This window comes from Chryseobacterium sp. TB1-D10, from assembly GCF_059803555.1.
The window spans coordinates 1-4,740 of the sequence record NZ_JAPFHB010000023.1; the positions used below are offsets into that span (position 1 = coordinate 1).

Annotated in this window: 1 protein-coding gene; it reads right to left on the reverse strand. The window is 38.2% G+C overall.

Features of this window, described 5'->3' with window-relative positions; genetic code table 11:
- Positions 1-156 precede the first annotated feature (156 nt).
- Positions 157-4,521, reverse strand: coding sequence for a CusA/CzcA family heavy metal efflux RND transporter (locus OPU68_RS18075; protein WP_498475308.1), 4,365 nt, complete (start codon positions 4,519-4,521; stop codon positions 157-159).
- Between the last annotated feature and the right edge of the window lie 219 nt (positions 4,522-4,740).

The following is a 4,740-nucleotide window of genomic DNA, read 5'->3' on the forward strand; positions in this document are numbered from 1 at the left end:
AATGTGGCGATTGTTTGCGGTGCCTCTTCATGAGCCTCCTCTGCCTGTTCGGTTTTTGCTTTTACTTCCGTTTCCTCAGAAGCTTCTTTTTTTCCACAGCTTAAGGCTAAAAAAGAAATTAACAGCGCAGATATTATATTATATTTAATTTTCATTTTATTTGTTTATGATTGAATTAATGGTAATAACAGATTGATTAACCTGTTGAATGGATTCCAGATATTTTAATTGAATATTCGTGGAAGTCTGAAGCGCAAAAAGATACTCAACATAGGAAATTTCTCCTGTTTTATATCCTAATTGTCCGGCTTTAGATATTTTCTCAGCATTGGGGATTGCCTGATTAACATAATAGTTGTACTGCTCTACATCCTGCTGATATTGATTCAAAGCATTTTGCAGTTGTGCTTCCAGCTGTTTTTGCTGCAATTTTGCATTAGATTCCGCTACTTGCTTTTGGAACTCCCAAGACTGGATTCTCGCTTTTGTAGCACCGAAAGTTAGAGGGATCGTAACGCCAATAGTTGCCACATGAAATCTATTTCCAGCATTAAAATTCTGATCCATACCATTGATCGTCTGAGTACCGATTAAGGACTGATTGGTGTAACCGATACTGAAATCAGGTAGACCTAAAGATCTCTCAACATTTTTATTTTTTTCTGCTATAGCCATCTCCTGATAGTAAGATCTTACCGTTGGATGATTTGCTATCGCCGTGCTGTCAAGTACATAATTAGCTTTTAAAGGTTCATAATTTGTGTCGTAAGGAACTGAGATATCCCCAGAAGTATTCAATAATGTTTTTAGGTTTTTATAGGCATTATTCAAATAGACTTCATTTTGTTTTAATAGTAAATTGATCTCACCTTTCTGAGTTTCTGCAGTATTGATTTCAATCTTTTTTATATCTCCTGATTTAAATCTGACCGTGGCAATTCTTATAAAATCCTGATATAAACTATCCAGATTTTTTAATTTTGACTGGTTAAATTGCAGATACTCGATCTGATAGTAATAAGTCCTCACCTGTCTCGCAAGTTCGTTGATAGAAACCTCTTTATTGATCTGCTTTCCTTTAATCTGTTCAGCAATGAGTTCTCTCCTCGCTTTGAACAATGTTGGGAATGGAATACTTTGAGATATAGAAAAGGACTGATCGAATTTTTTACTGTTATATTGCCCTAACTGAGCATCTACATTCATTTTTGGAAGTTCTTTAGCAGTAGGTTTCAGTGCTTCTGTTACTTTAATATCCAGATCTCTGGACCGCATTAAATTATTGTTGCTTAAAGCGATGTTCGTTGCTTCTGCAATTGTTAAAGGGGTACCTTGTTGTGCATTGAAGGTTTGTCCAAAGAAAAGGAAACCTAAAACTAAAACAGCAGTCAGGGGTTTATTACCTGAGATGTTTTTGATCTTTAATTTAGTACTAAAGATAATGTATAACATCGGTAAAACAAACAGAGTTAAGAAGGTTGCTGTGACCAGTCCCCCGATTACAACGGTCGCCAGAGGTTTCTGAACTTCAGCTCCTGCACCGGTTGAAATGGCCATAGGTAAAAATCCTAATGAAGCAACTGTAGCGGTCATTAAAACAGGTCTTAAACGAGTTTTAGTTCCTTCCATCACACGCTTTAAAATATTGGTTTCACCGTCCTTCTCTAATTGATTAAAGGTTCCGATTAAAACAATTCCATTAAGTACCGCTACTCCAAATAAGGCAATAAAGCCAATTCCTGCGCTGATACTAAAAGGCATACCACGCAGCATTAACGCAAATACGCCGCCAATCGCACTCATCGGGATTGCAGTAAAGATTAGCGTAGCCTGCTTCAATGAGCCGAACGTAAAATACAACAGCATAAATATCAGGAATAAGGATACCGGAACGGCAATGGTCAGTCGTTTACTGGCAGCTTTAAGGTTCTCAAACTGTCCGCCATATGTATAATAATATCCTGATGGTAATTTTTCTTTATTAAGCTTCTGCTGGATTTCTTCCACTACACTTTCTACATCTCGGCCTTTTACGTTAAAACCAATAACGATCCTCCTTTTACCAGCTTCACGGCTGATCTGTGCCGGACCCAATTTATAACTGATATTTGACACCTGTGAAAGAGGGATCTGTGCTCCTGTTTTTGTAGAGACCATCAGATTGCTAACATCATCAATACTGGTTCTATGTAAACTATCCAAACGAACTACGAGATCAAACCTTCGCTCATTTTCAAATACCTGACCTGCTGCCTGACCTGCAAAAGCAGTGCTTACCGCAGTATTTACGTCTTCGATATTAAGTCCGTAATTAGCCATTCTTGTACGGTCATATTCTACATTAATCTGCGGTAGACCACTAACACGTTCGATCTGCGGAGCACTCGCACCTTTTACAGACTGAATGACCTTAGATGTTTTATCAGCATAAATAGCTAAAGAATCCAAATTTTCACCGAAAATTTTAACTGCTACATCCTGCCTGATCCCTGTCATCAACTCATTGAAACGCATCTGGATCGGTTGATTTTTTTCGAAAAATACTCCCGGGATAGCTTCAAGCTTTTCAGAGATCTCATCTGCTAATTCATCATATGATTTTTTTGTTTTCCATTCACTCTGCGGTTTTAAGATCACCATCATATCAGTAGCTTCAGGAGGCATTGGATCAGTAGGGACTTCAGCAGCACCGGTCTTCCCTACAACCATTTTAACTTCGTCAAATTGTTTGATGAGCCTAGACGCCTGCATGGAGGTTTCAATACTCTGACTTAAAGAACTTCCCTGTGGAAGAATACAGTGAAAAGCAAAATCCCCTTCCTGCATCTGAGGGATAAATTCACCGCCCATTCTTCCGAACAAGAATACGGCTACAGCAAAAATAGCAACGGTAACACCTACTAACCAATATTTGATCCTCAATGCTTTTTCCAATAAAGGAGTGTAGGCCTTTTGAATCTTATTCATCATTTTGTCTGAGAAATTTTCTTTATGAGAAATTTTCTTGGATAAAAACAACGCACTCATCATCGGTATATAGGTCACCGATAGGATTGTTGCCCCTATAATGGCAAAACCAACTGTTTTAGCCATAGGTGTAAACATCTTACCTTCAACACCGATTAACGTTAAAATAGGTATATAAACAATTAGAATGATAATCTGCCCAAATATGGCACTATTCATCATTTTGGATGCAGCAGATCCCACCTCCTCATCCATTTGAGCTTGGGTGAGTTCTTTTTTATTTTTTTTATGTTGTAGAACATGTAATGTCGCCTCGACAATAATAACAGCACCGTCAACAATCAACCCGAAATCAATCGCCCCCAGACTCATTAAGTTGGCACTCACTCCGAAAACATTCATCATTCCCAGAGCAAAAAGTAATGATAATGGAATGGCAGACGCTACGATCAGTCCTGCCCTCAAGTTTCCTAAAAATAAAACCAGAACGAAAATAACGATCAATGCGCCTTCAATAAGATTTTTTTCTACGGTATCAATAGCTCTCCCGACAAGATCTGTTCTGTCTAAGTAAGGCTCTATAATAATATCATTAGGCAAAGATTTTTGGATGATGGGTATCTTTTCTTTGATACTCTGCACCACTTGATTACTATTTGCTCCTTTCAGCATCATAACCACTCCACCTACAGCATCTACCTGACCATTAAATGTCATGGCACCATATCGTACTGCGCTTCCCAATCTAACTTCAGCAACATCCTTAACAAAGATAGGAACACTTCCAGTATCATTCTTAACAACTACATTACCAACATCTTCAAGAGATGTCACCAAACCAATCCCACGAATAAAATAAGCATTAGGTTTTTTGTCAATGTAGGCTCCCCCTGTATTTTGGTTATTTTTTTCAAGAGCTGCAAAAATATCAGAAATACTGACTCCCATCGCTCGTAGTCGATCAGGGTTAACAGCTACTTCATATTGTTTGAGTTCGCCTCCAAAGCTGTTGATCTCTGCAACACCCGGAGTACCATTAAGCTGTCGTCTAACAATCCAATCCTGCATCGTACGAAGTTCTTTGGAATTGTACTTTTTTTCACTGCCTTTCTTTGGATGGAGGATGTACTGATATACTTCCCCAAGTCCTGTACTTACCGGAGCCAACTCTGGTGTGCCAATTCCTTTTGGAATTTCTTCAGCCGCCTGTTTCAGTTTTTCACTGATTAACTGACGGGCAAAATAAACATCGACCTCTTCTTTAAACACAACAGTGATTACGGACAAACCAAATCGTGATATACTTCGGGTTTCCTCAATATCAGGAACATTTGCAATACTCTGCTCTATCGGGAAAGTAACCAGCTGTTCAACTTCCTGACCTGCCAACGTAGGGCAGACTGTGATTATTTGAACCTGATTGTTGGTGATGTCAGGTGTGGCATCGATTGGAAGTTTGGTTGCGCTCCAAACTCCCCAAATTATCAACAACAAGGTCATTATACCAATGACAATCTTGTTCTTGATGCTAAATCTTATGATTTTATCTAACATTAGAATATAATTTTTATTGAAGGTCACAAATACTTTTTGGAACAACTTTTTGTTCTAAAAATCAAGTGACAAAAATGAGTAGGAATACAACGCAATACTATTGCAATGTTTCCATAACAGTTTAGACGAAAGACAATTCTTCCGTCTGCTCAATAAAAATTATATTTTAGGGGGTTGCCATATCTGATCGTACACCAAATATGCAAAGTCATTCTTTTT

Excerpts from the sequence above, each read along its gene's own strand:
- OPU68_RS18075 (WP_498475308.1), bottom strand. The coding sequence starts at position 4,521 with ATGTTAGATAAAATCATAAGATTTAGCATCAAGAACAAGATTGTCATT.